This window comes from Streptomyces sp. I05A-00742 (genome assembly GCF_013055795.1).
In the GTDB taxonomy this organism is placed as follows: Bacteria; Actinomycetota; Actinomycetes; order Streptomycetales; family Streptomycetaceae; genus Streptomyces.
This window is the reverse complement of sequence record NZ_JABETO010000042.1, coordinates 1-25,873: the sequence shown is the minus strand read 5'-3', so window position 1 is coordinate 25,873 and position 25,873 is coordinate 1. Positions and strand designations below refer to the sequence as shown.

The window sequence follows — 25,873 nt, the reverse complement described above, 5'->3', positions numbered from 1 at the left end:
GTGGGTGTCTCCGGTGATGCGGAATGCCCGGGGGCCGTGAAGACCCCCGGGCGCGGGATCACCAGCAGCAGGTCGGGTCCGCGGCCTCGGCGAAGGCGTGGCCCGAGGTGGGGCCCTTGACCGCGTGGAAGTCCGTCGCCGCCATGTCGGAGGAGATCTGGACGTCGAGGTCCAGAGCAGCGGACTCGGTCATTTCGTCCAGCAGGTTCATATGCGTCATGAGATGCCTCCCTATTTTGGCGCAGGGCACGGAAAAGTTCCGTGTTCTGCGCAATTTCTTACCGGGAACTGGCCATGACTGTAGGGCTGTCGATAGGCGTGATCAAGGGGGGTGAGTGGAGTTCTCCGGTGGGTCGGAAAGGTGCATGAACCGAATTCGGCGGCGTTCCGCTGCTGTCCGCCATATCGTGACTTCCGACCTGAGGACGATTTTCTCCGTGTGATTTATTACGCTCGGCTCCCAGGAGGGAGCGGACGGTCGCGTAATTTCTGGAGTGAGATCCCGTTTCCGCCTCAAAGGAATTGGCGCGGCTCGAGGTGTCCGGCAAGCGGGCCCTGATGGGGTGATATGTGGGCCGATTGCTGGAATCACATGCCCTGGTAAATCGGGAAGAGATCGGATCTTTTAGGTGGCGGTTTCTTGCTCGTCCCTCCGCTAGGCGACCAGCAGCGCCATGTCCCAGCCGGCGTGCGCGCGGCCGCCGTGCGCGTAGGCGTCGAGGGCGAGGGCGATGCCGGCGGCGCCGTCGAGGAAGCCGGGCACATCGGCGCCGAGGGGGGCGTTGGTCAGGGCGGCGCGGAAGCCGAAGCGGTGGTCTTCATGGAAGTGGCTGATGGTGAGGGCCGCCAGCTCGTCCTGGACGATGCGGAGCCGGTCGTCGTCAATATGCTCGCTGAGCAGCCCGAAGAGGTGGAGGGCGCCGCTCGATCCGTGGCAGAGTGCGGCTTCCTCCAGGCCCCAGGTGGCCACGGGGCGGGTGAGCAGTGGTAGCAGGGAGCGGTGGGCGAGGTCGTGCCAGTCGGGGCGGTCCAGAGCGAGGGCGGCCAGTTGGACGGCGCGGGTCATGCCGGGAGCGCCGTAGCACCAGGAGGGGCGCTGCCGAGGCAGGTCGAGTGCTGCGGGGCCGGCGGCCCACTGCGCCAGGGAGAGGTGGAAGGGCCAGCGGAGGCCGTCGCCTTCGGGCACGGCCCAGCTTTCCAGGAGGCTGACGATGTTCTCGATGGCCTCGCGCTGGCCCTCGACGACGAAGCCGCCCCGCCACGCGAGCGAGAGCAGGGCGAGGGGTCCGCACACGCCATGCGACAGGCTGAGGTTGAGATGCCCGGCTGGAAAGTCCGACTCCCGGCCTTTCTCGGGGATGGCCCGTGCCCACCAGCGTGGAACCTGGTGGCCTTCGTGGGTGACGGTGCCTGTCGCCAGGGTGGTGAGGTACGTCAGGACGGCACGGAGCTCGGGTTCACAAGTGGCGCCACGCGCCAGCAGATGGCGGCCGATGCCGCTCAGGCCGCGGATGGTCTCGAACTCGCCGTTGGTCGCGACGGGTTCGTGCGTGTCGCGAGGCAGAGCCTTCCGAACCAGAATCCGGTGGTACTCGTCGAACCGGTCGAGCGCCTTCTGATATCCGCCGGTGGCCCGATGAGCGACTAGGGCGGCGAAAGCGGCTGAACCAAGGCCCGCATAGAGGCCGGTTCCCTCCGCAGTCCTGTTCGCCGCGGTCAGGGATGCGCACAAGTACATGTGGGTGCGGCCGGCATGCTCGACGGCCCCGGCACGGCTGGCGCTGAACGCGAGGGAGAGCCCCGGGAAGCCACCCATGGAGAGGTCGGACCAGAGTGGCTGATCGTCCGGGTGGTCTCGCCGTAGGTGGTCGTCCGGGAAGCCGACGTCGGCCGCCACGGACGCGGGATCGGCGAGCGTTTCAAGCGTCCGCGAGACGACGAACAGGGCCGCGGCGCGGTGTGCGGAAGTAGGCACCTCACCCCTCGCCTCGTCCGCCGGCCGGGCATCGGGTGTGCTGGAGCCGCCCGAGGTAGTCCCGCGCGACGCCGCGCAGAATAGCGCGCCCGCACTCCTCGCCCTCGGGGTCGAGGCCCAGCAACCGGACGTATTGCATGTGCAGCAGGGAGTGGAGAACTTGGTCACGTTGAGGGAGGGGCAGGTCGCAGGCTGCGATCGCTGCGGGCTCCGACCAGAGGTCCGCCAGTGCGGGGAGGGAGAGGCGGCCCGCGAGCGCCGCCGCCGTGCGGCCCGGCGCGATGAGCCGGCGGGACAGGTCACGGTGTCGTTGGTATGCCGTGTGGCCGTGCCCCTTCGCGAACGCTTCGGCCGCCCAGGAGCACCAATCCGGCCCGTATACAGTCTCCAGCAGCAGGGCGTGGTTGGCGGCGGCCAGGACAGCGTCGGGAATCGGTGACGCACCGGGCCGCGCGGCGAGTTGGGCGAGGGCCGACCGGCTGTCCAGGTGGAAGAGGCGTTCCGCGTGCGGCAGGGCGTCGGGGCCGCCGTAGCGATCGGTCTCCGGCTCGTAGGCGTCCAGCGTCATCGCCCTGACCAGTCCGGCATCCTGCAACCCGCGTACCTTACGCGCCAGTTCGGGCAGGACGCGGGAGGAGAGCGCCCGTGCGTCGCCGTGGAACCGGAGGCGCAGGTGGGGGTCGGGGTCCCGGTACCGGATGAAGAACCACCGTTCGACGTGGGCGCCGATGTCGTGGAGCAGGAGTGGTACATGAGTGCCCAAGAGCTCGTCGTGAAAGTTCTCCGCCGCGTAGAGCTTGGCGTAGAGCCACTCCTCACCCGGCAGGTGGCGGGTACGAACCTCGGCACGGTGGGGCGCCGTCCGCCCAGGGAACGATGCGACCGTCCCGGGCCGTGGCGGTGCGTCGGCCCTCGGTGAGCGGTGAACCAGCGGAATCACCACCTCCGTACTGTGCCCTGCGGCCCAGCCGAGGCCCCGGCCGTCGGCCGTTGGGTCCTCGACGATGCGCAGGGCGCCGCCCGCGAGCACCTCGTGACGCAGCAGAGTCCGGTGCCAGGCGTCTGCGAGGTCGAGCCCGAAACCGCGATCCGCCCGGGCAATCTGCACCCGCTCGGGGACACGGTGACGGTCTCGCCAGCCGGCTACGGCGTCATCCCAGACCTCAGGGTCCGCGGCGGCCCGGCGCAGTCTGCTGTCGGCGAGCCAGCGCTTCGGGGAGACGACCACCTTGCCCAATGTCACCCGCGGCAGGACGAGGAAGTCATCGTCCAGGCCATACCACTCCCAGGCCGGCGCGGCCTGGGAACCGCCGTGGGCGAGGTCGTGCAACAACCGTGCCACATCCGGCGCCTGTGTGGCGGAAACCATGTGCGGGACCACCGGCAGGACGCGGCGTCCAGTGTCGGGGTCGGTGAGCCATAGGCCCGAGGCATCGCCGCTGACCAGGAGGCGGCGCCAGTCGAGCCGCCCCGGCTCGTCACCGGCGGAGAACGTGCCGACGGGTATGAGATGCGGCAGTAGGCGGGGCACCTGGAGCGCGGTCAGGGCACCGGGGGTGTGGGGGCGGAAGACGACCTGGGCGGCCAGGGTATCCCCGTCGTCAAGAGTCCCCATCAGGCGGGCGAGTGCGTCGGTGGTCTCCGTGAGTTCCGCGAATCTCCCGGTCGTCGCGCCGGCGGTCCACGAACCGGGGTGAGGGCTGGTGATCAGCTTGAACTCTCCACCGGCCAGGGCGTCAGAGCTCTCGGACAACAGCTGGAAACAGAGTTCCAGCGTGTGCGGGACCGTCCGTGGCCCCGCCTTCCGCGGTTCCTCCGGCGTCAGGAGAGCCATGACCTCGGGCGTGAGCCGCAGTTCGTCACCGTCACAGGCCAGGGCCTCCTGTGCCAGCTCGGTGATCAGCCGGCGCCGGGCGCGGATGGCATCACCGTGCATGGAGCCGGGCGTCGGTACCACCTGGTCGGCGAAGGGCGCCCGGTAGGACGCGGGGAACCCGAGGCCGCGCTGGGGGTCTACGAGCTCGCCGAGCGTCACCATGGCCGTGCTGTAACGCTCCAGGAACGCTGCGCGGTAGGCCGGAAGATATGGAGCAGCCGACCGGTTCCACTCGATGCCGCTCATCGCCGAGGCGTACTGTTCCGCCTCATCAGTGACGGCCCGTGGCACGCGGACGTCGGCGTCCATGCGGAGATCCACCCTGATGTTCGGGACGGAGGGTGCCGGGCCGTTCTCGGTGCCCGTCACCCGGAACACCCGGCGCAGCGCCTCGCCGCCCTCACCGGGCGGCGTCCGCGCGTAGGAGCGGAGGGCTGCCCGTATTCCGTGCAATTCCGCCGCCGCTTGGGGATCGGCCTCGACGGCCGCCTCGATGCGATCCAGCGTAGCTTCGCCAGGGTCGGGGCGATCGAGGGAGGTGAGCAGGAAGCCTCTGCGGACCAGTACGAGCAGGGCGGCGTCGATCCGTTCGGCCGGTGTATGGGGGAAGGCGGCGGTCGCTTTGTCCAACAACTCGCCGTAGGGCAGGGCGGTGGCGGCGGCGTCGCGCACCCAGTCGACCAGAGAGGTACACCGGACCGAGACCTCGTCTCGCCCGGCGGGCACCAGGAGCCGCCCGCCGTGCACGCGGCACAGATCGTTGAGAACCACATCGGTCCGGTGCCTGACACTCGGCACCTCCAGCCACATCCGGAGGCGGCGGTCCAGCCACGCCCCGTCGAGATGGACCGCCTTCCGGCCCGGCCCGTGGATTTCCGCGCCCGGGGCCGGGTCGACGCGTGCGGTGGTCACACCGGCGAGGAGCCCGAAGGGAGTCGTCCTGCCGGAGTGGCGCAGCGCGTACCGGGTGAGCGACAGGGCAACTTTGTAAAGGCGCTTCGGGCTGACAGGGATGCCGGTGTCGATCCGGTCGAGGACGTTGGCGAGATCGGGGCTGGCGACCTGGACGGCTTCCCGGAGGAGCGGGTCGGCGGCGAGTGACCGGACGTACGGCAACGGATCCGTCGCATCGAAGGGCGGGAGACGCCGGTCGTGGGCAGCACCGGCCATGCGGACCGACAGTGGCCCCACCGTCTCGTAATGGTCGTACCGCAACTGTCCCCCTCGCTGGGTGCTGAGTCATGAAAAGCCCCCGGAGGGCGGACGAGCGCCTTCCGGGGGGAGTCGGTGGGCTGTCAGCAACCCCCGCAGCGGGCGTAGCCGACACCTCCGGACCATCCCGTGGTGGTCAGGGCCTTGCGGTCGAAGTCGGCGGTGACGTCGGATTCCGTGATCCTGACGTCGAGGTCCAGCTCCGTGGCGTCCAGGTACCCCTGGCCGACGTCGAGCGAGTTCGTGTGTGTCATGGAAATCTCCTGACTTTCGTCGCATGGTCGGCGGACCGCGCGAGCCGGATACCGAGTTCTCGATCGGATTGGCGGCGACAGTAGGGACGGGAAACTGCATCGATCAAGGGTGCTGCGGGTAATGGTGGTAATAGCCAGCCCCTTCCGTCGCGTCTCTGCGTTGCGAGAAGATATCCCTCTTCGTGCCGGATGTCGGGTGTGCCCGTCCACGTTGCGTGGTCACCCAAGCGCACATGGTCGAGACTGGTGCGGAGTGGTGCTGGAAAATCGGAAGGCCCTGAGGCCCGGTAACACCTTTTGGTGCGTCGACGAGGACACGACGCCCAGACGGTGATGCGACACTTTCCCCCTCTTTGTATGGGGGAAATCGCGATCCGATAGGGAATGGGGCGTGATTGCCCAACGCTTCCTTTCGCATCGATGCCCGGCGCGGGGCGGCTGCGGAGTCCGAGGATGCGGGCTCCGGGCGTGGTCGCCACCCGGCTCCACTCCCGCGCTGCGTCGGCACTCCCGCTCCCGCATCCGGGCGGTTTCTCCCCGGTGAGCCGCACATTCAGCGCCTGTGAAAGTGCACCGAGTGATCAGATCCGTGATATTTGGGCCTACACCCCGGCGTCCCCGCCGTACCCCGACCCGCCACCCCGAGGAGGCAGCCCCATGCGAGGAGGCGCGCGGTTCCGGGTCGGCGGAGCTGTCGGGTGTGCCCTCCTGGCGGCTGCGGCTGCGTCCGCCTGCGGTGGTGGTACCGACGGGCGGACCGTCGGGGTGGTGCGGGCCTCCTGGGGGGATCCGCAGAACGCGCTGGAGCCGGCGAATACGAATGAGGTGCAGGGTGGGAAGGTGCTGGCGCTGATCTTTCGGGGGCTGAAGCAGTACAACCCGAAGACCGGGGCCGCGGAGAACATGCTGGCGGAGAAGATCGAGTCGAGTGACGCGCAGAATTTCACGGTGCGGCTCAAGGACGGCTGGGCGTTCAGTAACGGTGAGAAAGTGACGGCGCAGTCCTTCGTCGATGCGTGGAATTACGCTGCGCTGGTGGACAACAAACAGAAGAATGCCTCCTTCTTTGCCTATGTTGACGGTTATGAAAAAGTGCACCCGGATAACGGGTCGCCCACCGCGAGGACGCTGTCCGGGCTGGTGGTCAAGGATCCGAGGACGTTCACGGTCAAGCTGAGCACCAAGTTCTCGACCTGGCCGGACACGCTGGGGTACGCGGCGTTCGCGCCGTTGCCGCGGGCGTTCTTCGAGGATCACGAGGGGTGGCTTCGGAAGCCGGTCGGGAACGGGCCGTACGCGGTGGACGCGTACACCCGGGGGTCGGCGATGCGGCTCAGTAAGTGGGACGGGTATCCGGGGCCGGACAAGGCGGAGAACACGGGGGTGGAGCTCCGGGTCTACACCGACAGCAACACGGCGTACACGGATCTCCAGGCGGGGAACATCGATCTGGTCGACGACATCCCCAGCACGCAGCTGAGGAACGTCAGGAAGGACATCGGGGACCGGTACATCAACCAGCCGGCCGGGATTCTCCAGACGCTGTTCTTCCCGCTGTACGACGGGAAATGGTCGAAGGCGGGCATGGAGAAGGTGCGGCGGGGCCTGTCCATGGCGATCGACCGGGAGCAGATCACGCGGCGGATCTACCGCGGGACCCGCACGCCGGCGACCGACTGGACGTCGCCGGTCCTCGGGGACAGGGGCGGCTACCGGCCGGGGCTGTGCGGCGGGGCCTGCTCGTACGACCCGGGGCAGGCGAAGAGGCTGATCAAGGAGGGTGGCGGGCTGCCGGGCGGGCGGGTCACGCTCACGTCGAATGTCGACACGGGGTCCCACCGGGTGTGGATGGACGCCGTGTGCAACAGCATCAACAACGCGCTCGGCGACGACGGGGCGTGCAGGGTCAACCCGGTGGGCACCTTCGCCGACTTCCGCAACAAGATCACTCAGCAGCGGATGACGGGCATGTTCCGCTCGGGCTGGCAGATGGACTACCCGCTGATCCAGAACTTTCTCCAGCCGCAGTACTACACCGACGGCTCGTCGAACTACGGCAAGTTCAGCGACGCCCGCTTCGACCGGCTGGTCGACGAGGCCAACGCGGAGTCGGACACCGGGAAGGCGGTCGCCAAGTTCCAGGACGCCGAGCGGATCCTCGCCGGCCTCATGCCGGCGATCCCGCTCTGGTACCAGAACGGCAACGCCGGCTACACCGCCGATATCTCCGACGTGATGCTCAACCAGTTCAGCGTGCCCGTCTACGAGCGGATCAAGGTCAAGTGACCCGCGCCGCCGCCTGACCGACAGACCGAGGAACCGACAGACCGACAGACCGACGAACCGAGGAGGGGTCCCATGGGACGGTATGTGATCCGCCGGCTGCTCCAGATGATCCCGGTGTTCATCGGCAGCACGTTCCTCATCTTCTTCATGGTCTACGCGCTCGGCGACCCCGTCGCCGCGCTCTTCGGGGACAAGGCGCCCGACCCGGCGGTGGCCGCGCGCATCCGCCAGGAGCTCTACCTCGACCAGCCGCTGTGGAAGCAGTACCTGCACTACATGGGGCAGGTGCTCACCGGTGACTTCGGGACCGCCTTCACCGGGCAGCCCGTGCTGGAACTGATGGGGGACGCCTTCCCGGTGACCCTGCGGCTGACGATCGTCGCCATCCTCTTCGAGGTCGTCATCGGCATCGCCCTCGGTGTCGTCGGCGGGCTGCGGCGCGGGCGGGCGGCCGACACCAGCGTGCTGATGGTCACGCTGATCGTGGTCTCCGTCCCGACCTTCGTCAGCGGATACGTCCTCCAGTACCTCTTCGGCGTCAAGTGGGGGGCCGTCTCCCCGTCCGTGTCGCCCGAGGCGACCTTCGCCGAACTGCTGCTCCCCGGCGCCGTCCTGGGCCTGGTCTCGCTCGCGTACGTCACCCGGCTGACGCGCACCTCGCTCGCCGAGAACGCCCGCGCCGACTACATCCGGACCGCCGTCGCCAAGGGGCTGCCGCGCCACCGGATCGTCGTCCGGCACCTGCTGCGCAACTCGCTGATCCCCGTGGTCACCTTCATCGGCGCGGACATCGGCGCGCTGATGGGCGGCGCCATCGTCACCGAGCGGATCTTCAACATCCACGGCGTCGGCTACCAGCTCTACCAGGGCATCCTGCGGCAGAACTCGCCGACCGTGGTCGGCTTCGTGACCGTTCTCGTCATCGTCTTCCTCCTCGCCAACCTGATCGTCGACCTCCTCTACGCCGTGCTCGACCCGAGGATCCGCCATGTCTGAGCCCCCCGCGTACCCGCCCCCCGAGGAACCGGACGCCGTCAGCCCCGGCGACGGCGGTGCCGCGCGGCTGGCCTCCCGCGAGGCCGAGACCCTGGAACGCGGCCCCGCCCCCACCGCCGCTCCCGTCCCCACCGCCGCCCCCGCCCCCGGCGGCACCAAGGCGCGCAGCCTGTGGTCCGACGCCTGGCACGACCTGCGCCGCAACCCCGTCTTCCTGCTCTCCGCCCTGGTCATCGCCTTCCTGCTGCTGATCGCCGTCTGGCCGGGCCTGGTCGCGAGCGGCAACCCGCTCCAGTGCGACCTCGCCAAGTCCCAGGAGGGCTCCCAGCCCGGCCACCCGTTCGGTTTCGACGCCCAGGGCTGCGACGTCTTCACCCGGACCGTGTACGGGGCACGGGCCTCCATCACGGTGGGTCTCTGCGCCACCGCCGGCGCCGCGCTGCTGGGGAGCGTGCTCGGCGGGCTCGCCGGGTTCTACGGGGGCTGGTGGGACGCGCTGCTCTCCCGGCTCGCCGACGTCTTCTTCGGCATCCCCATCATCCTCGGCGGCCTCGTCTTCCTCTCCGTGGTCACCGGGGGGTCCGTCTGGCCGGTGGTCGGCTTCATCGTCCTGCTGGGCTGGCCGCAGATCTCCCGCATCGCCCGCGGCGCCGTCGTCTCCGCCCGGCAGCACGACTACGTCCAGGCCGCCCGCGCCCTCGGCGCAGGCAACCGGCGGCTGCTGCTGCGGCACATCGCGCCCAACGCGGTGGCGCCCGTCATCGTCGTGGCGACCATCGCCCTCGGCACCTACATCGCCCTGGAGGCCACGCTCTCGTTCATCGGCGTCGGCCTCAAACCGCCCACCGTCTCCTGGGGGATCGACATCTCCAACGCCTCGAACCAGATCCGCAACGCCCCCCACATGCTGCTCTGGCCCGCGGGCTTCCTCAGCGTGACCGTGCTCGCGTTCATCATGCTCGGCGACGCGGTGCGCGACGCCCTCGACCCCAAACTGCGGTGAGGAGACGGCCGTGAGCGACGCCCTGCTCGAAGTCCGCGATCTGCACGTCGAGTTCCGCACCCGGGACGGCGTGGCCAAGGCCGTCAACGGCGTGAGCTGCACCGTCGACGCCGGGGAGACGCTGGCCGTGCTCGGCGAGTCCGGGTCGGGCAAGTCGGTCACCGCGCAGGCCGTCATGGGCATCCTGGACTCGCCGCCCGGGCACGTCACCGGCGGCGAGGTGCTCTTCCGCGGCCAGGACCTGCTCACCATGGGCGCGGAGCACCGCCGCCGGCTGCGCGGAGACCGGATGGCGATGATCTTCCAGGACGCGCTGTCGGCCCTCAACCCGGTGCTCAGCGTCGGGGCCCAGCTGGCCGAGATGTACGAGGTCCACCAGGGGATGACCCGCAAGGACGCGCGGGCCAGGGCGGTCACCCTGATGGACCGGGTGCGCATCCCGGCGGCGAAGGACCGGGTCGGGGACTATCCGCACCAGTTCTCCGGCGGTATGCGGCAGCGCATCATGATCGCGATGGCGCTGGCCCTGGAGCCGGACCTGATCATCGCGGACGAGCCGACGACCGCCCTCGACGTGACGGTCCAGGCGCAGGTGATGGACCTGCTGGCCGAGCTCCAGCGGGAGTTCACGATGGGCCTGATCCTCATCACGCACGACCTGGGCGTCGTCGCCGACGTCGCCGACCGGATCGCGGTGATGTACGCCGGACGGGTCGTCGAGAACGCTCCCGTCCGTGACCTCTACGCCGCCCCCGCCCACCCGTACACCCGCGGCCTGCTGGACTCCATCCCGCGCCTGGACCGCAAGGGCCGGGAGCTCCACGCGATCAAGGGCCTGCCGCCCAGCCTGCTGGACGTCCCGCCCGGCTGTCCCTTCAACCCCCGCTGCCCCAGGGCCCGGGACATCTGCCGCACCGACCGGCCGCCGCTCTTCCCGGTGGCCCCCGGCCGGACCAGCGCCTGCCACTTCTGGAAGGAGACCCTCGATGCGAGCTGACGGCGGGGCGATCCTGGAGGTGCGCGACCTGGTCAAGCACTACCCGCTGACCCGCGGCGTCCTCCTCCGCAAGCACGTCGGCGCCGTCCGGGCCGTCGACGGCGTCTCCTTCGACCTGCGGTGCGGCGAAACCCTGGGCGTCGTCGGCGAGTCGGGCTGCGGCAAGTCGACGCTGGCCCGGCTGCTCGTCAACCTCGAACGGCCCACCGCCGGGCGGATCCACTACAAGGGCGAAGACATCACCAAGCTGTCGGGGCGGGCGCTGAAGGCCGTACGGCGCAACATCCAGATGGTCTTCCAGGACCCGTACACCTCGCTCAACCCCCGGATGACCGTGGGCGACATCATCGGCGAGCCCTTCGACATCCACCCCGAGGTGGCCCCCAAGGGCGACCGCCGCAAGCGCGTCCGCGAACTCCTCGACGTCGTCGGCCTCAGCCCGGAGCACATCAACCGTTACCCCCACCAGTTCTCCGGCGGCCAGCGGCAGCGCATCGGCATCGCCCGGGGCCTCGCCCTGCGCCCCGAGGTGATCGTCGCCGACGAACCGGTCTCGGCGCTCGACGTCTCCGTCCAGGCCCAGGTCGTCAACCTGCTGGAACGGCTCCAGGCCGAGTTCGAGCTGTCGTACGTCTTCATCGCCCACGACCTGTCCGTGGTCCGCCATATCTCCGACCGGGTGGCCGTGATGTACCTGGGCCGTGTGGTGGAGGCGGGCACCGACGCCCAGATCTATGAACACCCCACGCACCCCTACACCCAGGCCCTCCTCTCGGCCGTCCCCGTCCCCGACCCCTCCGTCCGCAGCCGCCGCGAACGCATCCTCCTCATGGGCGACGTCCCGTCACCCGCCAACCCGCCCTCCGGTTGCCACTTCCGCACCCGCTGCTGGAAGGCCCAGCGCACGTGTGCGGAGGTGGTGCCGCCGTTGGAGGTCCCCGAGTGGTTCCGGGAGAGCGGCGGTCCGGCGGCGCACGTGTCGGCCTGTCATTACGCGGGGGAGCGGCGGGTGGTGCCGGCGGTGGAGGGGGGCTGAGGGCGTGGTCCTACTCGCGCGCACGAGGTCGGAAAGCCGAGCGGATCCGCACTGAAGGGGTGGGGGTTACCCAGGACCCGTTACACCGACGGACCGGGAATGGCGCCTGTGCGAGCGGCCGTCGTTATGGCGCGCCTCTTGTGATCCCTGGTCCGTTCCTCGGCGAATTCACGCCGGATGCGTTGACGTGGAGAGTACGCAGCCGTGCGCAACTGTCGGAAGTATTACCGCTGTTACCGATGGTGTCACCGAGGCGTTCTGGACCCGCAGTTACCGGATCGCCTGCGAACGCTCCCCCTGCCGACTGGCAAGTAACGTCCGAGAGCCGCTGCTCCGGCGGCCGAGGAGGGGTGTCGGTGGAAACGGACGACGCGTTGCTTGTCCGCTCGACGCGGGAGGCGGGGGCCTTCGAACCGCTGGTCGAGCGTCATTCGGGGGCGCTGCACGGGTACTTCGCCCGCCGGGCGCCGGGGGCGGCGGACGACCTGCTGTCGGAGGCGTGGCTCCAGGCGTTCACGGCGCGGGGGACGTACGACCCGGAGCGGGGTACCGTGCGGGCGTGGCTGTTCGGGGTGGCCAGAAATGTACTGGCCGCGCACTGGCGCGGGCAGGAGCGGCAGTCCCGGGTCCCGCACGGCGATGAGGTGAGCAGTGATCCATGGCATGCCGTCGACCGGCGGCTGGACGCGGCGGCGGTCGCGCCGCTCATCCGCGACACTATGGCGGAACTGCCCGCCGTGGAACGTGAGCTGATGCTTCTCGTCGCCTGGGAGCAGCTCAGTCCCACCGAAGCCGCCGCGGTGATGGGCGTTCCCGCAGGAACGGCCCGCTCCCGGCTGCACCGCGCGCGCACCCGGCTGCGCACGGCCCTCGCCCCGTCCGACCCGAAGCCCCTGACAGGAGACCTTGCATGACCGGGAACGACCGGAACGACCCGAACGACGGCACCGGCCGGGACGTCCTCGACTTCCCCGGCGCCGGCCGGCTGCGCGCCGCCGGCAAGGTCGCGCCGCCCTCCGCGGACGTCGTCGCGGCGGTGCTCGCCGCCGTACGGGGGGCCGCCCTCGCCGAGGAGGGCCGCGGGGCGGAAGGCGTCGCGGCCGTGAGCGGCACGCGCGTGCCGGAGGCCTGCGGGGCCGCGCCGCTCCGGCCGCGCTGGCGGCGCCGCGTGCCGGTCATCGTCTCCGCCGCCGCCGTGATGGCCGTCGCCGTGGGAGCGGCCGTGTGGGCCTCACCCGAGTCGGGCAGGGGGCGGGTGAGGCCGGCGCTGGCCAAGCCGGTGGAGGAACGGGCCCCGTTCTGGGAAGTGCAGACCGTCAGCATGGGGCGGGAGAAGGGCGGCTCCCTGAAGACCTACGCGAAGCGGACCTCCTGGACGGCACGGAACGAGAGCCGGGAGCGCGAAGGCGACGGACCTGTGTACGGGACGAAGATGAGAAAGGGCGCGAGCACGGGGTTCGGGGTGCAGAGCTGGGACATCGACTGGGACGAACTCTGGAATCTGCCCACCGGCAACCCCAAGGCGCTCCTGCAGAGCCTCGCCGGCGAGAAGCCCGATATCGGCGTCCCGCTGCCGGAGGAACTCTTCGACGGCATCGGGGGGTTGCTCTCCGAGTCGCCCGCCCCACCGCGGGTCCGGGCCGCGCTGTACGGCCTGTTGCCCGGCATCACCCATGTCCGACCGGCCGGCACGGTGAAGGACAGCAGGGGGCGGACCGGCACGGCCCTCGACTTCACGGGCAACGACAACCGTCGATCCCGCCTGATCATCGCTCCGCGCACGTACCAGGTGCTGGAGAGGGCGGAGTTCCTCGTGGGGAGGCCGAACCCCGATGACCCGTTCCTGGCAGGGCTCAAGGACGGGGACGTGATCAACCGTACGACGTACCTGGTGTCGCGGCCGGTGTGGGATGCGCCACCCGCGCGGCCGCGCACGGAGCAGTTGGTTCCGGTGGTTCCGGAGGGGGCGCCCCGGGCGGGCTGACGCAGCGGCGCGCGGCGGCCCGCTGCCTAGGCCACCGCCACCGCCTCCGGAAAGTGGCACGCCGTCAGATGCCCCTCCCCGCTCCCCTCCGCCCGCGCCAGCGGCGGCTCCTCCGTGGCGCACCTCTCCGCCGCCTTCCAGCAGCGGGTGCGGAAGCGGCAGCCGGAGGGTGGGGAGACGGGGGAGGGGACGTCGCCGGTGAGGCGGATGCGTTCGCGGAGGGGCTCGTGCTCGGTGCCGGGTTCGGGGACTTCGGGGACGGCGGAGAGGAGGGCGTGGGTGTAGGGGTGGCGGGGGTGGTGGTAGATGGCGTCGCGGGGGCCCACCTCGACGATTCTGCCGAGGTACATCACGGCGACCCGCTGCGAGACGTGGCGGACGACGGCGAGGTCGTGGGCGATGAAGAGGAAGGCGATGCCCAGTTCGTCCTGGAGCTTGCGCAGCAGGTTGACGACCTGGGCCTGGATGGAGACGTCCAGGGCCGAGACGGGCTCGTCGGCGACGATGACCTTGGGGTCGAGGGCGAGGGCGCGCGCGATGCCGATGCGCTGGCGCTGGCCGCCGCTGAACTCGTGGGGGAAGCGGTTGTAGTGCTCCGGGCTGAGGCCCACGGTGGCGAGGAGTTCGCGGACGCGGGCCTCCCGGCCGCCGGGCGGGCGGATGCCGTTGACCTCCATGGGTCCTGCGATGATCCGGCCCACGGTCTGGCGGGGGTTGAGGGAGGAGTACGGGTCCTGGAAGATCATCTGGATCTGGGAGCGGACGGGGGCGAGCTGTCTGCGGTTGGCGTGGGTGATGTCCTCGCCCTGATAGGTGATCCGGCCGGCGGTCGGTTCCAGGAGGCGGGTCAGCAGCCGGCCGGTGGTGGACTTGCCGCAGCCGGACTCGCCGACGAGCCCGAAGGACTCCCCGGCCCGTACCGCGAGGTCGATGCCGTCGACGGCCCGCACCGCGCCCACCCGCCGCCGGACGGGGAAGCCGCCCAGGACGGGGAAGTGCTTGGTCAGTCCCTCGGCGACCAGGATGTCCGTCATGCCTCGCTCCTCGGGGCCTCGCGGAGCGTCCGGAGCCGGGCCCCTTCGGTGAACAGGGTTCGCCGCTGCCCGGCGTCCAGGTGGCAGGCCGCGCCCCGCCCGGCGGGCAGCTCCGGGCGCTCGGTCGCGCAGCGGTCGCCCGGCACCTCCACGGTCCAGGCGCAGCGCGGGTGGAAGGGGCAGCCCGGCGGTGGGGAGAGCAGGCTGGGCGGGGCGCCCGGGATCGGGGTCAGGGGGGTGTCGACGTCGGAGGTGAGGCGGGGCATGGAGCCCAGGAGGCCCCAGGTGTACGGGTGTTGGGGCGCGTGCAGCACCTCGCGCACCGGGCCGCGCTCGACGGCCCGTCCCGCGTACATCACCAGCAGGTCGTCGGCCGTGCGGGCCACGACGCCGAGGTCGTGGGTGATGAGGATGATGGCCGAACCGGTCTGCTGCTGGAGGTCCTTGAGCAGATCGAGGATCTGTGCCTGGACGGTGACGTCCAGGGCGGTGGTGGGCTCGTCGGCGATCAGCAGCTCGGGGTCGCAGACCAGCGCCATGGCGATCATCGCGCGCTGGCGCATGCCCCCGGAGAACTGGTGGGGGTAGTCGTCCACGCGCAGCGAGGCGTTGGGGATGCCGACCTTGTCCAGCATCTCGATCGCGCGCAGCCGGGCCGCGCTCCGGGAGGCGCCGGTGTGCTTGCGGAACGGCTCGGCGATCTGCCGGCCGACCGTGTAGTACGGGGACAGGGCGGTGAGCGAGTCCTGGAAGACCATCGCCATCCGGGCGCCGCGCAGCTTCTCCAGCGTGGACTCGGGGGCGCCCGTCAGCTCCCGCCCGTCCAGCAGGACCTCCCCGGTGACCTCGGTGGTACGCGGTTCGTGCAGGCCGAGCACGGTGAGGGCGGTGACGGACTTCCCGGAGCCGGACTCGCCGACGATGCCGAGCGTGCGGCCGCGCTCCAGGCCGAAGGACAGGCCGTCGACGGCCTTGACGACGCCGTCCTCGGTGCTGAAGCGGACGTGGAGGTCGCGGAGGGTCAGAAAGGGCGGGGACGGGGTTTCGTTCATCGGGGAGCTCCTGGCTGGGGGCCGTTCCGGCGGCGGTCCACGGGGCGTGCGGGGCGGTCCACGGGGCGTGCTGGGCGGTCCGCCGGGCGTGCTGGGCGCGGTCTGCCGGGCGTGCTAACTGAGCCGCACACGCGGGTCGATCACCGCGTACGCCGCGTCGACGACGATGTTGGCGACGACGATCGCCGTACAGCCGACGAGCATCACGGCCATCAGCGTGGGCAGGTCGGTCTCGCTCACCGAGGAGACGGCGAGCCGCCCGAGCCCGTGCAGGCTGAAGGTGAACTCGGTGATGATGGCGCCGCCGAACAGCGACCCCAGGTCGATGCCGAAGAGGGTGACGATCGGCGTCATCGCCCCCCGCCAGGCGTAGCGGAAGAAGACCGCGCGGCGGCCGAGGCCCTTGGCGCGCGCGGTGCGCACATGGTCCTCGGCGAGCTGCTCGATCATCTGGGAGCGGGTCATCCGGCTGTAGCTCGCGATGAAGATGATGGACAGCACCAGCCACGGGATGATCAGCCCGGTGAACCACTTGACGGGATCCTCGGTGATCGGGTGGTACGTCGGGTTGTCGAGCCAGTGCAGCCCGCTGACGAACACGGCGAGGGCGATGACGCCGACGAAGTAGATCTGGAGCGAGTTGCCGATCAGAGACAGCGAGCTGAAGAACTTGTCGATCCAGGTGCCCCGGAAGGCGGCGGCGATCATACCGATGCCGACGCCCACGACGAGGAAGACGACCGCCCCGCCCAGGGTGATGGACAGGGTGGTCGGGAAGCGGTCCACGATGGTGTCCCAGACCGGCTGCTGGTTGGAGAAGGAGTAGCCGAGGCAGGGCGCCGGGCAGTGGCCCACCGAGAAGTCACGGCCGGTGAAGATGCCGGTCATGTAGTGCCAGTACTGGACGGGCACCGGCTCGTCGAGACCCAGGTTCTTGTTGATGACGGCCAGCGCGTCGGGCGTGCAGTTCTTCCCGCACGACATCAGGGCGGGCTCGGAGGGCAGCGCGAAGAACAGGAAGAAGGTGATCGCGCTGATCAGCAGGACGATGACGATCGCGCCGAGGAACCGGCGGGCGAGGAATCTCAGCATGGCTGCGGGCTCTTCACGGGTCGGTGTCCGGCCGGGACGGTACCCGGCCGCACGGAGGGGTGGGCCGTGCGGACCGGTGTGTCACTTGACGAAGACGGCGGTGGGGTCGAGGGTTCCGTACACCGGGTGGTACTTGACCCCGCCGAGCCCCGAACCCCAGAGCGAGAACTGCCGGTTGTAGAAGGTGGGGACGCCCGGTACGTCATCGGTGAGGATCCGGTCGGCCAGCTTCTGCCACTCCTCGCCCGCCTTCTTCACGTCAGTGATCTTCGTGATGCGGTCGACCTCCGCGTTGACCTCGGGGTTGTCGAGGTGGCCGTAGTTCTGCGAGCCGTCGGCGATCTGCCGGCCGTCGAACAGCGGCGGGACGACGGTCGAGGAGACGGGCCAGTCGGCGCCCCAGGAGGTGCGGTAGACGTCGAACTTGTTGCCGACCTCGGAGATCGCGGTCCGCCAGGTGTTGGCGTCGACCTCCTTCTTCTGCACCTTGAAGCCCGCCCGTTCCAGGGCCTGGGTGACGACGACGGAGACCTTCTGCTGGACGTCCGTGTTGGCGTAGGCGTAGACGATTTCCACCCCTTCCTTGCCGGCCTCCTTCAGCAGGGCCCTGGCCTTCTCCGGGTCGCCCGCGGGCTTGTCCTTCTTGCCGTACGGGTCGGTGGGCCGGTAGCCGTCCATTGCGGGGGAGAGGTAGTTGGTGGCCACGATGCCGGCGGTCGCGCCGCCGTTCTGCTGGAGGATCTGCCCGTTGGGCATGGCGTACGCGAGCGCCTTGCGGACCTTGACGTCCTTGATGCGGGAGGTGTTGAACGTCATGTAGTCGACGTAGGGCTGGACCTCCACCAGGCGGCGGGCCTTGGTGTCCGCCTGGTTCAGGACCTTGGCGGTCATCTCGGGGGCCACCGCGTTGCTGAACGACATGGCGGTCCGGTCCACGCCCTGTCCGGCCAGGAGGCGCCGGGTGGAGTCCGCGTACTGGTGGCCGAAGCTGATCTCGAACCGGTCGGCGTACTGGTGGCGGATGGGGTCGGTCTTCGGGTCCCAGTGCTCGTTGCGCACGAGGGTGAGGGACTTGCCGACCTTGAAGTTGTCGACCTTGTAGGGGCCGGAGGAGAAGGGGGCGATGTCGTACTTGCGCTGGGTGTCCTTGTCCGCCTTCACCGCGCCGATGTTGGGCATGGCCGTCGCGTACGGGGTGTCCGCGTGCGGCTGCCGGAAGTGGAAGACGATGGTCTTGTCGTCCGGGGTGTCCAGGACGGAGGACGGCAGGTGCTGCCCCTTGTACGGGCCGTCCGGGAGCGCCTTGCGGAAGTCGTTGCCGTCGCCCGAGAGCCACTGGGGGATGTAGAGCGGGCCGTCGGTCTCGAAGGGGGCGTAGAGCCGCTCGATGCCCCAGCGGACGTCCTTGGACGTGATCGGGGAGCCGTCCTCGAACTTCAGCCCGTCCTTGAGGGTGAACTTCCAGGTCTTCCCGCCGTCGGACGGGGTGCCCGAGTCGGTCGCGAGATCGCCGACGAGCTTCACCCGCCCCTTGTCGTCGATCTTGTACGAGGTGAGGGAGCGGTTGTAGAGCATCTGGTTGGCCAGGACGTCGGCGAAGTAGATCTGGCCCGGGTCGAGGTGGTTGAAGGCGTCCCGCTGGAGGACGGTGACGGTGCCGCCCTTCTTCGCCCCCGGGGCCTCGGGGGCGGGCCCTGCCGCGTCGGCCGCGGTGCCGATGGAGTAGTTGGCGGAGACGGTCTTGTCCTCCCCGGGGCCCTCGCTCTTCGAGCCGCCGTCCCCGTCACCCCCTCCGCCGCCGCTGCTGCACGCGGAGACCACCAGGGCCCCGGCTGCCAGGGTCACGGCGTACCGGGCCCTGCGGTGGAGTCTCGTCATGGGTTGCACCTGCCTGTTCCGTGTGGTGACGGGGACGTGCTGTGTGCTTGCCGTGCGCTTGTGGTGTGGTGCGTTGGCTGCTGTGTGCTGCCGGGGACGAGCGGGACGGCGCTCGCTCAGCGCCGCCTGGTCCGTGGGTCGAACGCGTCCCGGACGGAGTCCCCGAGGAGGTTGAAGGCCACCACAAAGATGATCATGGCCAGCCCGGGGAAGAAGATGTAGGTGATGTCGCTCTCGTAGTACTGGGCGCCGTTGGCGAACATCCGCCCCCAGTCGGGCGTGGGTTCCAGGATGCCGACGCCGATGAAGGAGAGCCCCGCCTCGGCCGTGACCAGGGCGGGCAGCATCAGGGTGGACTGGACGAGGATCGGTGTCCACAGGTTGGGCAGCAGCTCCCTGGTGATGATGCGCCAGGGCGACGCACCGGTCACCTTGGCCGCCTCCACGAACTCCCGCTCCCGCAGGCTCAGTACCTGCCCGCGCAGCAGTCGCGCCAGCCCCATCCAGCCCAGTGCCCACAGCACCACGATCAGGGTCACCACCCGGAGGTACGTCGGGGTCTCCTTCTCCGGGCTGACGAACAGCGAGTAGACGACCGGCGTGAAGGCCACGAACGACAACTGCTGCGGAAACGCCAGCAGCAGGTCGATGAACCGGCCCAGGAAGTAGTCCGTCCGTCCGCCCGCGTACCCGGCGGCCACCCCGACGAGGACGCCCGTCACCACGCACAGCACCGTTGCCGCCGCCGCGATCAGCAGCGACGTGCGGATGCCGTACACCAACTGCGTCAGCACGTCCCGGCCCAGCGTCGGCTCGATCCCGAACCAGAAGCGGCCGGAGATCCCGCCGTTGGGGGCGATCGGGTAGCCGTACTCGTTCAGCAGGCCCTTCTCGTCCAGCCCGTAGGTGGTGGTCGGGTCCTTCCCGTAGAGCATCGAGATCAGTGGCGCGGCCACGGCCACGACGAAGAAGAAGATCACGATGCAGGCCGAGACGGTGCCCACGCGGTCTCGTTTGAAGCGCAGCCACATCAGTTGGCCCGGGGACCGGCCGGCCAGTTCCGCGGGCGCGGCGGCCGGGGCCGCCGGCTCGGTGATCGGGGAGGGACTGGGGGGAGTGGTCGGGGAAGGACTCGTCATCGCTTTGCGGCCCCCGCCATGTTGTGGTGGACCCGCCGGGTGATCGGGCTCACACCGGGGTTGGACGGGACTGTCGCAATGGCGTTGGCGCGGAGTCAAGAGGGCTGCGGGGGAAGGTGCGCGGTTCTGGCGCTTCTTGAGCGAAGGTTGTGCGGATCGAGGTGGTGGTGTGCTTGACAGTTGGTGGGCGGTGGGGGTGCCCCGGTCCCTCCCTTTCACCGTTTCTGCGGGGAGTTCCCCCACGCCCCCTGAGCGCGCCTGCGGCGCGCGTCCTCAAACGCCGGACGGGCTGAAGTGTGCGCCCGGGCGCACACTTCAGCCCGTTGGGGATGCCCCCTCCGGGGGAAGGGACGGGGCCGCTCACCCGCCCAACGACCGCCGCAGGAAGTCCACCTGGAGCAACAGCAGGTTCTCCGCCACCTGCTCCTGCGGAGTCATATGCGTCACCCCCGACAACGGCAGCACCTCATGCGCCCGCCCCTCCGCCAGCAACGCCGACGACAACCGCAACGTATGCGCCGCCACCACATTGTCGTCGGCCAGCCCGTGGATGACCATGAGCGGCCGATGCTGCTCGGCCGCGGCCGACAACCCCCGCTCGGTCACGAGGGAGTTGCGGTCGTACACGTCGGGCCGCTCGTCCGGCAGGCCGAGGTAGCGCTCGGTGTAGTGGGTGTCGTAGAGGCGCCAGTCGGTGACGGGGGCGCCGGCGATGCCGGCGTGGAAGACGTCGGGGCGGCGCAGTACGGCGAGGGCGGCGAGGTAGCCGCCGTAGGACCAGCCGCGGATGGCGACGCGGCCGAGGTCGAGGGGGTGGCTGCCGGCGAGGGCGTGGAGGGCGGCGACCTGGTCGTCGAGGGTGACGCCGGCGAAGTCGTCGCGGATGGCCTTCTCCCAGGCGGGGGAGGAGTGCGGGGTGCCGCGCCCGTCGGCGACGACCACGGCGAAGCCCTGGTCCGCGAACCACTGCGAGGTGAGGTGGGCGTTGTGGGAGGCCACCACGCGCGCGGCGTGGGGTCCCCCGTAGGGGTCCATCAGGACGGGCAGCGGACCGTCGCCGTCCCGGTAACCGGTCGGCAACAGCACGGCGCACGGGATCCCACGATCCCCCGCCCGGGTGAACCGGGGGCGCGCGGAGAGCACGGGGGTCTCGGCGAGCGACGCCACGGTGGCCACGGGCTTGTCGTCCCGCAACACGACGGTCTCGACCCCGGGGCGGTCCGGTGTCACGGAGGCCAGGACCGTGACCGCGCCGGAGCGCACGGCGGAGTGCCGCCCGGGCCGGTCGGAGAGCCGTTCCGCGCCCCCCTCGCCGATCCGCCAGACGTGCGCGGAGCCGGGCTCCGGGTCGTCCGCCGCGGCTCCGGCGGAGGCGCTGACCAGCACGGATCCCTCGGTGATGTCGAGTACGGCGTGGACGAACAACTCCGGTCCCGTCAGCGCGCGTTCACCGACGACGAGGGCGCGGGCGCCGTCGGTGTCCGCGATGCGGACCAGCCGCCCGTCCGGGGTCCACGCGGGGACGCCGGGGAAAAGATCGAGCCAATTCGCCGGGTCCTCCTCGGTGAGGAGCGCGCGGGTGGCGCCGGTGGTGGTGTTCACCTCCAGGACGACCTGTGTGCGCTGGTCGCGAGCCTGCACCAGCAGCAGCGGCGGGCCGCCCGCGGACCAGTGCACGCGGGCCAGGTACGGGTAGCGCTCCCGGTCCCACTCGATGTCCGTGCGCCCGCCGTCCAGGCCGAACAGGGCCAGGGACACCCGGGCGTTCGGCGTGCCGGCGGCCGGGTAGGCGATCTCGGCCGGGGCATCGGCCGGGCGGGCCGGATCGGCGATCCACCAGCGGCGTACGGGCGCCTCGTCCACGCGGGCGGCCAGCAGGGAATCGCTGTCCGGGGACCACCAGTAGCCGCGCGTCCGGTCCATCTCCTCCGCCGCGATGAACTCGGCCAGCCCCCAGGTGACGCCCTCCGCCTCCGGCGCGGCCAGAACCCGGTCACCGCTGCCGTCGGCCTCCACCACGCGCAGCGCGCCGCCCGCCGCGTACGCGACGTGGCGGCCGTCGGGCGCCGGCCGCGGGTCCGCGACCGGTCCGGGGACGGGGAGTTCGACGGTGCTGCCGCCCTGGAGCTCGGCGACGAAGAGCCGCCCCGACAGGGCGAAGGCGGCCAACTCGGCGGCGCTGTCCACCGCGTAGTCCACGATGCCCGCCGAGCCCTCGCGCGCCCGCTCGCGCCGCGCGCGCTCCTCGGGCGACAACTCCTCCTCGGCGCCCCCCAGCAGGACGGCGGGATCCCCCGCCGGGTACTCCCGCCCGTCGTCGAGGTCGAGCACCCACAGCACATGGGAACGATCGGTGCCCGAACGGGTGCGCAGGAAGACGACGCGCGAGCCGTCCGGCGCCACGGTGAACGCGCGCGGTACCCCGAGGGTGTAGCGCTGCGTACGGGCGTACTGGCGGGGGAACGAGAGCTGTCCGGTCATACGGCCGAGCCTAGGGCCGGCCGGTGCAGGGCGGTGCCGGGCGGCGAGAAGTCACCGTGCGCCCCGGCTTTGCTCCTGTGCACCGAGTCACGAGAGCAGCGCGGAAAGTTATGATCCCTCACGCATAGTGGGGAACTCCCCGCGCCTCGCCGCGTGCCGTCCCGAGGACGCGCGCGCCGTTCGTCCTGCCGTCCGCTCGACCGCGTATCTGGAGGTGAACCGCTGTGGCACTCTCGATTTCGGCGGTGGTGCTGCTGGCGATCGTCGTCTTCCTGCTGGTCCGGAAGTCGGGGCTGAAGGCGGGTCACGCCGCCATCTGTGTGCTGCTGGGTTTCTACCTCGCGAGCTCGACCGTCGCCCCCACCCTTCACCAGCTGACGAAGAGCGTCACCGCGATGATCGGCGGCATCAAGCTCTGACGGGCCGCCCGCCACGTGCCGCGGTCGGCTCCCCCGTGGAGCCGTCCGGCTCGTAGGCTGTCCCCATGACCGACCTTCCAGGCCGCCGGCTGCTCCTGGTGCACGCGCACCCGGACGACGAATCGATCAACAACGGCGCGACCATGGCCAAGTACGCCGCCGAGGGTGCTCACGTCACCCTGGTGACCTGCACCCTCGGCGAGGAGGGCGAGGTGCTCCCGCCGGGCCCCGCCCACCTCACGGCCGACCGGGAGGACGGCCTCGGCGCCCATCGCGCCGGCGAACTGGCCGCCGCGATGAAGGAGCTCGGCGTCACCGACCACCGGTTCCTCGGCGGCCGGGGGCGCTACCGGGACTCCGGGATGATGGGCGCCCCGCAGAACGACCGCCCGGAGAGCTTCTGGCGGGCCGACGTGGACGAGGCCGCCGCGTACCTCGTTGAGGTGATTCGCGAGGTGCGCCCGCAGGTGCTGGTCACCTACGACCCGCACGGCGGCTACGGGCACCCCGACCACATCCAGGCGCACCGGGTGGCGACGCGCGCGGTGGAGCTGGCCGGCGAACCGGCGTTCCGCCGGGACCTCGGCGACCCGTACGAGGTGGCGAAGGTCTACTGGAACTGCGTTCCGCGCTCGGTCGCGGAAGCGGCCTTCGCACGGCTGCGCGAGACCGCGGCGGCGGGCGGCACGCTGCCCTTCCCCGGCGTCGCGTCGCTCGACGACGTCCCGGGCGTCGTCCCCGACGAGGAGGTGACGGCGGCTCCGGACACCGCCGCCCACCTGCCGGCGAAGGCGGCGGCCATGCGGGCGCACGCCACCCAGATCGTGGTGGCCGGTCACTTCTTCGCCCTCTCCAACGAACTGAGCCAGCCGCTCTTCGCCGACGAGTACTACCGCCTCGTCCGCGGCGCGGCGGCGGCCGCCCGGGAGGACGACCTCTTCGCGGGCGTCGCCGGAGGTGCGGCGTGCTGACCGGAACTCTCACGGCGGGCAAGGTCGCCACCCACCTCGGCCTCGTCGTCCTCGGCTTCCTGGTCGGGATCGCCGGTTCGCTGGTGCAAGCGGCGTGGTTCCCGGGCGGGTTGCTGCTCGCCCTGGTGGCCCTCGCGGCGCTCTGCCACGGCGGACGGGTGCTGACGGGCGGCCGGACCGGGGCCGCGTCCGGCGGCGTGGGGTGGTTGCTCGCGGTGCTCGTGCTCGCGCTCAACCGTCCCGAAGGAGACTTCCTGTTCGAGGCCGGTATCGGCTCGAACGTCTTCATGCTGGGCGGAATGGTCGTAGTTGTGATCTGTGCCACGCTGGTGAGAAATCCGCAACCGAACGGGCCCGCCGACCGACTTGGCCCGTGAGGCGACTGTTTTGTCCGGCGATTCGCCTGACTTTTCCTTGATGTCGCCCGCCGCTGTGCGAGCCGCGACGGCGCGTATCGCCTGCGGGCCGCCGGGGTATCCGGCGGTCGTCAAATGCGCGCCCGTGGTGCCCAGTATGGTGGTGGCGCCGCCGAGCCCCCCTGACCTTGGGCATGGGCGACCCCGGAGAGGTCGGAGGGCGGCGGAGAATAACCGGGAGAACCTGCTTTGAGCCGAGAATCTGACAGTCCGTCCTCCGGCCCCCAGGGCCGTGGCGGCGCCGCGTACCCGTCGGGGACTCAGCCCTACGGGTCCGGGGGCGACGGCCGGCCGAACGCCGGGCGCACGCCGGACGCACCGAAGACCGAGACCACGCTGACCACGCGGATCCGCATCAACATCCCGGGCTCGCGCCCCATCCCGCCGGTGGTCATGCGCACCCCCGTCGGCGACGATGCGCAGACCGAGGGTGCTCCGGAGGCGCCGGGCGACGGGGCCGAGCGGCCGCAGGCCGCCGCCGCGCCCGCCCGGCAGCCGGAACCGCCCGCGGCGGCCCCGGAGCCGGAGCGCCCGGCCGAGAAGACCAGCGACTGGTTCGCACCCCGCAAGCCGGCCGGCGGCTCCACGCCGCCCGGCGGTTCGCCGGCGGCCGGGGCGAACGGGCTGCCGCGCCGCACTCCGGCGCCGACGCCCGGGCCGGTCCAGGGCAATGCTCAGGGCATGGGCAACGCTCAGGGCATGGGTAATGCTCAGGGCATGGGCAATGCTCCGGTGCCGGGCAACGTCCCCGGCATGGGCACGCCCCCCGGCATACCGCGCGACCTCGCCGGCGGCGGTGCCGCACCGCACCCGCCGCTGCCGGGCGACCCGTCGACGACGGCCGCCATGCCGCTGCCGGGCGACCCGTTCGGCGGCGGACCGGCTCCGTACCCGCAGTCCCCTCAGGCGCCGCAGTCCCACCAGCCGCCGCAGGCGCAGCAGGGGCCGATGGGCGGCGGCGCGCCGTGGCCGGGCGACCCCTCTGCCACCGGTGCCATGCCCGTACCCGGCGACCCGTTCGGGGGGCCGGGAACCCAGGGCTTCGGCCAGGGACCGAGTCAGGGTCAGGTACCGGGTCAGGGTCAGGGGCTGGGTCAGGGTGGCGCGCCGTGGCCGGGCGGTCCTGACACCACGGGCGCCATGCCCGTACCGGGCGGCCCGTCCGTCACCGGCGCCACGCCGCTGCCCGATGACCCCTTCAACAACACCCCGGCCGCCGGGGGCGCGCCGTGGACCGCCGATGCCCTGACGGGCAGCGTCCCGGCCCGCCCCGGTACGCCGCAGGCGCCCGGCGGCCCGGGCACGCCCAACGGCACGCCGTGGACCGGGCCCGGGAACGGGCCGGGCACGCCGGAGACCACCCAGCAGTTCCCGGCCCCGGGCCAGGGGCAGCAGGGCCAGGGGCCCCGGCTGCCGTTCCCCGTCGGCGGGCGGACGGACACCCCGCACGACGGCTTCCCGGTCGTCCCGCCGCCCGCGGCCGCCGCCGCGCCGGCCCCCGCCGCACCGGCTCCTGCCCAGAAGCAGGGCAAAAAGAAGAAGGGCCCCAAGGGCGGCGGCCAGCAGCAGCGGTCCGGTCCCAAGGTGCCGCCGCCCGGTGCCAAGGGCTCCGTCCCGCCGCCGCCCGGCGCCGCGCGGCCGAACCCCGCCGCGGAGACGCTCGTCAGCGGCATGCCGCCCGTCCCCGCGCCGGGCGGGCCCAAGCCGCCGCTCGACAGCGGCGCGCCCCGGGTCGCCGTGCCCAAGCCCCCCGTGGACAGCGGCGCCCCGCG

20 protein-coding genes and 1 pseudogene are annotated in these 25,873 nt (G+C 71.1%); 11 read left to right on the top strand and 10 right to left on the bottom strand.

The window, feature by feature from the left end:
* Positions 1 to 58: 58 nt before the first annotated feature.
* The 4 genes from HN013_RS27530 to HN013_RS27515 form a co-directional block, all read right to left on the bottom strand.
* A complete protein-coding gene (locus HN013_RS27530; RefSeq protein ID WP_171170908.1) occupies positions 59 to 220 on the bottom strand; it encodes a hypothetical protein in 162 nt (53 codons plus the stop codon).
* Positions 221 to 655: 435 nt separating this feature from the next.
* A complete protein-coding gene (locus HN013_RS27525) occupies positions 656 to 1,975 on the bottom strand; it encodes a lanthionine synthetase C family protein (protein ID WP_171170906.1) in 1,320 nt (439 codons plus the stop codon).
* Between the two features lies 1 nt (position 1,976).
* Positions 1,977 to 5,066, bottom strand: a complete 3,090-nt coding sequence (locus tag HN013_RS27520) for a lantibiotic dehydratase (RefSeq protein ID WP_171170904.1) — start codon at positions 5,064 to 5,066, stop codon at positions 1,977 to 1,979.
* An 80-nt stretch (positions 5,067 to 5,146) separates the two neighbouring features.
* The gene (locus HN013_RS27515) at positions 5,147 to 5,317 is read right to left on the bottom strand and encodes a hypothetical protein (protein WP_171170902.1); all 171 of its coding nucleotides are present in this window, start codon (positions 5,315 to 5,317) and stop codon (positions 5,147 to 5,149) included.
* 657 nt (positions 5,318 to 5,974) lie between these two features.
* Between HN013_RS27515 and HN013_RS27510 the strand changes: the two genes are divergently transcribed.
* The 7 genes from HN013_RS27510 to HN013_RS27480 all read left to right on the top strand — a co-directional run bounded on the left by HN013_RS27510 (position 5,975) and on the right by HN013_RS27480 (position 13,619).
* Positions 5,975 to 7,603 carry an ABC transporter substrate-binding protein gene (locus HN013_RS27510; protein WP_171170900.1) on the top strand — a complete coding sequence of 543 codons (1,629 nt, stop codon included), beginning with the start codon at positions 5,975 to 5,977 and terminating at the stop codon, positions 7,601 to 7,603.
* Between the two features lie 72 nt (positions 7,604 to 7,675).
* Positions 7,676 to 8,599 carry an ABC transporter permease gene (locus HN013_RS27505; protein WP_171170898.1) on the top strand — a complete coding sequence of 308 codons (924 nt, stop codon included), beginning with the start codon at positions 7,676 to 7,678 and terminating at the stop codon, positions 8,597 to 8,599.
* Positions 8,592 to 9,602, top strand: a complete 1,011-nt coding sequence (locus HN013_RS27500; protein WP_171170896.1) for an ABC transporter permease — start codon at positions 8,592 to 8,594, stop codon at positions 9,600 to 9,602. Before HN013_RS27505 ends, HN013_RS27500 begins: the two co-directional genes overlap by 8 nt.
* Positions 9,603 to 9,612: 10 nt before the next feature.
* Complete coding sequence (locus tag HN013_RS27495) at positions 9,613 to 10,599, top strand: ABC transporter ATP-binding protein (protein ID WP_171170894.1); 987 nt, start codon at positions 9,613 to 9,615, stop codon at positions 10,597 to 10,599.
* Positions 10,589 to 11,635: an ABC transporter ATP-binding protein gene (locus tag HN013_RS27490; protein WP_171170892.1), complete on the top strand. Its 1,047-nt coding sequence runs from the start codon at positions 10,589 to 10,591 to the stop codon at positions 11,633 to 11,635. The genes HN013_RS27495 and HN013_RS27490 overlap by 11 nt, the downstream gene beginning before the upstream one ends.
* A gap of 356 nt (positions 11,636 to 11,991) precedes the next feature.
* A complete protein-coding gene (locus tag HN013_RS27485) occupies positions 11,992 to 12,549 on the top strand; it encodes an RNA polymerase sigma factor (protein ID WP_171170890.1) in 558 nt (185 codons plus the stop codon).
* Entirely contained in the window at positions 12,546 to 13,619 is a 1,074-nt protein-coding gene (locus HN013_RS27480) for a hypothetical protein (RefSeq protein WP_171170888.1), read from the top strand. The genes HN013_RS27485 and HN013_RS27480 overlap by 4 nt, the downstream gene beginning before the upstream one ends.
* A gap of 26 nt (positions 13,620 to 13,645) precedes the next feature.
* On the opposite strand, the gene HN013_RS27475 is transcribed toward HN013_RS27480, so the two are convergent.
* The 6 genes from HN013_RS27475 to HN013_RS27450 all read right to left on the bottom strand — a co-directional run bounded on the left by HN013_RS27475 (position 13,646) and on the right by HN013_RS27450 (position 22,295).
* Positions 13,646 to 14,653 carry an ABC transporter ATP-binding protein gene (locus HN013_RS27475; RefSeq protein WP_171170886.1) on the bottom strand — a complete coding sequence of 336 codons (1,008 nt, stop codon included), beginning with the start codon at positions 14,651 to 14,653 and terminating at the stop codon, positions 13,646 to 13,648.
* Positions 14,650 to 15,705 carry an ABC transporter ATP-binding protein gene (locus tag HN013_RS27470; RefSeq protein ID WP_171170884.1) on the bottom strand — a complete coding sequence of 352 codons (1,056 nt, stop codon included), beginning with the start codon at positions 15,703 to 15,705 and terminating at the stop codon, positions 14,650 to 14,652. Before HN013_RS27470 ends, HN013_RS27475 begins: the two co-directional genes overlap by 4 nt.
* 114 nt (positions 15,706 to 15,819) lie before the next feature.
* Complete coding sequence (locus HN013_RS27465) at positions 15,820 to 16,797, bottom strand: ABC transporter permease (protein ID WP_171170882.1); 978 nt, start codon at positions 16,795 to 16,797, stop codon at positions 15,820 to 15,822.
* 81 nt (positions 16,798 to 16,878) lie between these two features.
* Positions 16,879 to 18,675, bottom strand: a complete 1,797-nt coding sequence (locus tag HN013_RS27460; protein ID WP_171170876.1) for an ABC transporter substrate-binding protein — start codon at positions 18,673 to 18,675, stop codon at positions 16,879 to 16,881.
* 116 nt (positions 18,676 to 18,791) lie between these two features.
* Positions 18,792 to 19,814, bottom strand: a complete 1,023-nt coding sequence (locus tag HN013_RS27455; protein ID WP_171170874.1) for an ABC transporter permease — start codon at positions 19,812 to 19,814, stop codon at positions 18,792 to 18,794.
* A gap of 360 nt (positions 19,815 to 20,174) precedes the next feature.
* On the bottom strand, positions 20,175 to 22,295 hold the full coding sequence (locus tag HN013_RS27450; protein WP_171170872.1) for a S9 family peptidase: 2,121 nt from the start codon (positions 22,293 to 22,295) through the stop codon (positions 20,175 to 20,177).
* A 224-nt stretch (positions 22,296 to 22,519) separates the two neighbouring features.
* Here HN013_RS27450 and HN013_RS27445 point away from each other — a divergent pair, with 224 nt between their 5' ends.
* From HN013_RS27445 to HN013_RS27430, 4 genes and pseudogenes are all read left to right on the top strand, one after another.
* Entirely contained in the window at positions 22,520 to 22,714 is a 195-nt protein-coding gene (locus HN013_RS27445) for a hypothetical protein (RefSeq protein WP_171170870.1), read from the top strand.
* Positions 22,715 to 22,779: 65 nt separating this feature from the next.
* Positions 22,780 to 23,685, top strand: coding sequence for an N-acetyl-1-D-myo-inositol-2-amino-2-deoxy-alpha-D-glucopyranoside deacetylase (gene mshB / locus HN013_RS27440; protein WP_171170868.1), 906 nt, complete (start codon positions 22,780 to 22,782; stop codon positions 23,683 to 23,685).
* Positions 23,679 to 24,062: a DUF6113 family protein gene (locus tag HN013_RS27435; RefSeq protein ID WP_171170860.1), complete on the top strand. Its 384-nt coding sequence runs from the start codon at positions 23,679 to 23,681 to the stop codon at positions 24,060 to 24,062. Before mshB ends, HN013_RS27435 begins: the two co-directional genes overlap by 7 nt.
* Before the next feature lie 228 nt (positions 24,063 to 24,290).
* Positions 24,291 to 25,873 (top strand): annotated as a pseudogene (locus HN013_RS27430) (hypothetical protein); the annotation flags it as partial.

What these genes read in the sequence shown, in the direction of transcription:
- HN013_RS27490 (WP_171170892.1), top strand. Translation starts at nt 10,589, where the DNA reads ATGCGAGCTGACGGCGGGGCGATCCTGGAGGTGCGCGACCTGGTCAAG.
- HN013_RS27470 (WP_171170884.1), bottom strand. Translation starts at nt 15,705, where the DNA reads ATGAACGAAACCCCGTCCCCGCCCTTTCTGACCCTCCGCGACCTCCAC.
- HN013_RS27465 (WP_171170882.1), bottom strand. Translation starts at nt 16,797, where the DNA reads ATGCTGAGATTCCTCGCCCGCCGGTTCCTCGGCGCGATCGTCATCGTC.
- HN013_RS27515 (WP_171170902.1), bottom strand. Translation starts at nt 5,317, where the DNA reads ATGACACACACGAACTCGCTCGACGTCGGCCAGGGGTACCTGGACGCC.
- HN013_RS27510 (WP_171170900.1), top strand. Translation starts at nt 5,975, where the DNA reads ATGCGAGGAGGCGCGCGGTTCCGGGTCGGCGGAGCTGTCGGGTGTGCC.
- HN013_RS27505 (WP_171170898.1), top strand. Translation starts at nt 7,676, where the DNA reads ATGGGACGGTATGTGATCCGCCGGCTGCTCCAGATGATCCCGGTGTTC.
- mshB (WP_171170868.1), top strand. Translation starts at nt 22,780, where the DNA reads ATGACCGACCTTCCAGGCCGCCGGCTGCTCCTGGTGCACGCGCACCCG.
- HN013_RS27500 (WP_171170896.1), top strand. Translation starts at nt 8,592, where the DNA reads ATGTCTGAGCCCCCCGCGTACCCGCCCCCCGAGGAACCGGACGCCGTC.
- HN013_RS27455 (WP_171170874.1), bottom strand. Translation starts at nt 19,814, where the DNA reads ATGACGAGTCCTTCCCCGACCACTCCCCCCAGTCCCTCCCCGATCACC.
- HN013_RS27475 (WP_171170886.1), bottom strand. Translation starts at nt 14,653, where the DNA reads ATGACGGACATCCTGGTCGCCGAGGGACTGACCAAGCACTTCCCCGTC.
- HN013_RS27530 (WP_171170908.1), bottom strand. Translation starts at nt 220, where the DNA reads ATGACGCATATGAACCTGCTGGACGAAATGACCGAGTCCGCTGCTCTG.
- HN013_RS27480 (WP_171170888.1), top strand. Translation starts at nt 12,546, where the DNA reads ATGACCGGGAACGACCGGAACGACCCGAACGACGGCACCGGCCGGGAC.
- HN013_RS27450 (WP_171170872.1), bottom strand. Translation starts at nt 22,295, where the DNA reads ATGACCGGACAGCTCTCGTTCCCCCGCCAGTACGCCCGTACGCAGCGC.
- HN013_RS27460 (WP_171170876.1), bottom strand. Translation starts at nt 18,675, where the DNA reads ATGACGAGACTCCACCGCAGGGCCCGGTACGCCGTGACCCTGGCAGCC.